The sequence below is a fragment of the Zavarzinia sp. genome, from assembly GCF_041650655.1.
Lineage (GTDB): Bacteria > Pseudomonadota > Alphaproteobacteria > Zavarziniales > Zavarziniaceae > Zavarzinia.
Window position 1 is genome coordinate 1 of sequence record NZ_JBAZKR010000243.1, and the last position, 2,913, is coordinate 2,913.

Below are 2,913 nucleotides of genomic sequence, written 5' to 3' on the forward strand. Positions count from 1 at the left end.
GGCTACCTGTTCACCGTCCTCGGCTGGGGCCGCCTGGTCAATGTCGATGTCAAGGAGGGACGCCCCTTGCTGGCCGCCTACCTCAAGCGTGTCGCGGCGCGTCCCGGCGTGCAGCAGGCCATGAAGGAAGAAGGCCTGCTCAAGTAGTCCCGATCAGGCCGCCTGCGTCGCCTCGCGCATGGCCTTCAGCAAGGCATCGGGCGGCTGGGCGCCGGAGGCGGCCAGCCGCTTGTTGAATATGAAGAAGGGCACGCCGCCGATGCCCATGCGCTGCATCTCGCCGGCGGCGGCGCGCACCTCTTCGGCATCCTCCGCGCTGTCCAGGTAGTCCCGCACGGCATCGCGGTCCAGGCCGCATTTGCCGGCCACATCGGCCAGCACCGCACGGTCGCCGACGTGTCGTCCCTCGAGGAACTGCGCGGCGAACAGACCTTCGATCAGCGTGCTGACCGCCGTACCGTCAGCGCCGACTTTCTGGGCATGGTGTATCAGGCGGTGCGCGTTGAGCGTGTTGGCCCGCAGCTCGATCTTCTCGAAGGCGAACTCGATGCCGGCGGTGCGTCCCGCCGCACTGACCCGCTGCCAGATCTCGGCCAGCTTTTCGGGGCCGCCGAATTTCTTCTCCAGAAACGGCCGGTAGGGCTCGCCGCCCTCCGGCGTATCGGGATTGAGGAAGAAGGGGTGCCAGCGCACGGCGACGGCACACTGCGGCTGCTCGGCGTGCCACAGATGCAGGGCCTGATCCAGATGGTGCTTGCCGATGAAGCACCACGGGCAGACCACGTCGGAGACGACATCAATGGTCAATTCATTCATGGCTTGCCAATCTCCAAAACGATCTTGCCGATGTGGCGGCTCGATTCCATGAGCCGGTGCGCCTCCGCGGCCTGCGCCAGCGGAAAGCGCGCGAACAAGTGGGGCAGCAAACGGCCTTGCGCCAGCGCCGGCCAGATGTTGGCGGCCAGCGCATCGCGGATCGCGGTTTTCTCGGCCGTCGTGCGCGGCCGCATGGTCGAGCCGGTGACCGTCAGCCGCTTCAGCATGATCGGCATCAGGTCGGCCTCGGTCTTGCTGCCTTCGAGGAAGGCGACGATCACCAGCCGGCCGTCGCGTCGCAGGGCGCCCAGGTTGCGCTGGAGGTAGGGCGCGCCGACCATGTCGAGGATCACGTCGACGCCGGCCCCCGCGGTGAGCGTCTTCACCGCGTCGGCGAAATCGGTCGTGCGGTAATTGATCGCGTGTGTCGCGCCGGCGGCGAGGCAGAAGGCGGCCTTTTCTTCATTGCCGACGGTGACGATGCACTCGACGCCAAGGTGCTTGGCCAGCTGGATGGCGACCAGGCCGATGCCGCTCGAACCGCCATGCACCAGCAGGCGCTCGCCGCGCTTCAGGCGCCCCAGGTCGACCAGGTTGGCCCACACGGTGAACCAGGTTTCGGGCAGGGCCGCTGCTGTGGCGAAGTCCATCCCGGGCGGAATCGGCAAGGCATGGCCGGCGGCGGCGACGCAGTACTCGGCATAGCCGCCACCGGGGGTAAGCGCCGTAACGCCGGCGCCGACTTTCCAGTCCGTGACGCCGGCGCCCACTGCGGCGACGCGGCCCGCGACTTCGAGGCCGAGCACGGGCGAGGCGTCGGGCGGCGGCGGGTAGCGGCCCCAGCGCTGCAGCACGTCAGGCCGGTTGACGCCGGCGCAGACCACCTCGATCAGGATCTGGCCGGGGCCCGGCTGCGGCGCCGGGCCTTCGACGAGCTTCATGCAGCCGGCGTCGCCGCCCGCGCCGTGGTCGATGTATTTCATGGTGCCGCGCTCCGTGGGGAAATCAGGCGCGAGTCTAGCAGCCTGACCGCTTGGAGTCTTGTTATCCCGAATGGTTCACGGCACGATGCGCGAACGGAGCGGGTTGTTCCGCCCGTCGCGGTTTTCATTCGTTTGCATTTCGTCCGGGAAAGGAGTTCAAGTGATCGAAGGAAGCTGCCTGTGCGGCGGCATTCGCTACGAGTACGACGGGGCCATCGAGGAGATCTCGATCTGCCATTGTTCGCAGTGCCGCAAGGCCCAGGGTTCCGCATTCGCCGCGGTGGGGCCGATCGACTCCGCGCGGTTCCGCCTGCTTTCGGGCAGCGAGCTGCTCAAGGAATATCGCGCCACGCCCGGCAAGGCGCGGGTCTTCTGCGGCAACTGCGGCAGCCCGATCTACAGCGCGCGCGACGACCTGCCGGAGAAGAAGCGCCTGCGCCTCGGCACGGTGGATACGCCCTTCGTCTGCGGCAATATCTTCCATATCCACGTTGACTCGAAGGCGTCCTGGATGGAGATCGGCGACACGTATCCGCGCTTCCCCGGGCCGAAGCGCTGACGGACTGTCGGGATGAAGAAGCGTCAGGCCCTGCCGGCATCGATCGCGGAATTGGAAAAGGTTCGCGCCTCGTGCCGGAAAATGGTCAGGCGGCGTGCGGCGAGTTCGGGCGGCATGTCGCTGATTCCGATTCCTGGCGTGGACATCGCGGGAGACGTCGGCATGCTGATGCAACTGATCCCCGCGATCAACCAGAAGTTCGGCCTGACTCCCGAGCAAATCGCGGAACTCGATACGCGGCACAAGGTCGCTATCTACGCGATGCTGAAAAAGGTCGGCTCCGATCTGGCGGGCCGCGCCATCACCAAAAGGCTGGTCGTGGCTGCGCTACAAAAGGTCGGTGCGCGCATGGCGGCGAAGCAGGTGCTGAAATACATCCCCTTCGCCGGACAGGCCGCGGCGGCCGCACTCAGCGTGGCGGCGATGATGTATGTGGGGAATTCGCATGTTGACGCCTGCTTCGAAATCGCTCGCGGGGCGATCGCGGAGTGAGCAGGTTTCCCGCACCGGTGTTGCGCGCCGTGCAGGCCGACATCACGCGCCTTCCGGTCGATG

The 2,913-nt window shown here is 66.8% G+C and carries 4 protein-coding genes; 2 read left to right on the forward strand and 2 right to left on the reverse strand.

Features of this window, described 5'->3' with window-relative positions; all coding sequences use genetic code 11:
- Positions 1-153 precede the first annotated feature (153 nt).
- Positions 154-816, reverse strand: a complete 663-nt coding sequence (locus tag WC493_RS22930; RefSeq protein WP_373068909.1) for a DsbA family oxidoreductase — start codon at positions 814-816, stop codon at positions 154-156.
- A complete protein-coding gene (locus WC493_RS22935) occupies positions 813-1,799 on the reverse strand; it encodes an NAD(P)H-quinone oxidoreductase (RefSeq protein WP_373068911.1) in 987 nt (328 codons plus the stop codon). The genes WC493_RS22930 and WC493_RS22935 overlap by 4 nt, the downstream gene beginning before the upstream one ends.
- 70 nt (positions 1,800-1,869) lie before the next feature.
- Here WC493_RS22935 and WC493_RS22940 point away from each other — a divergent pair, with 70 nt between their 5' ends.
- Together WC493_RS22940 and WC493_RS22945 are read left to right on the forward strand one after the other, a co-directional pair.
- A complete protein-coding gene (locus WC493_RS22940; RefSeq protein ID WP_373068913.1) occupies positions 1,870-2,358 on the forward strand; it encodes a GFA family protein in 489 nt (162 codons plus the stop codon).
- Between the two features lie 12 nt (positions 2,359-2,370).
- Positions 2,371-2,850, forward strand: coding sequence for a hypothetical protein (locus WC493_RS22945; RefSeq protein WP_373068915.1), 480 nt, complete (start codon positions 2,371-2,373; stop codon positions 2,848-2,850).
- Positions 2,851-2,913: the final 63 nt, after the last annotated feature.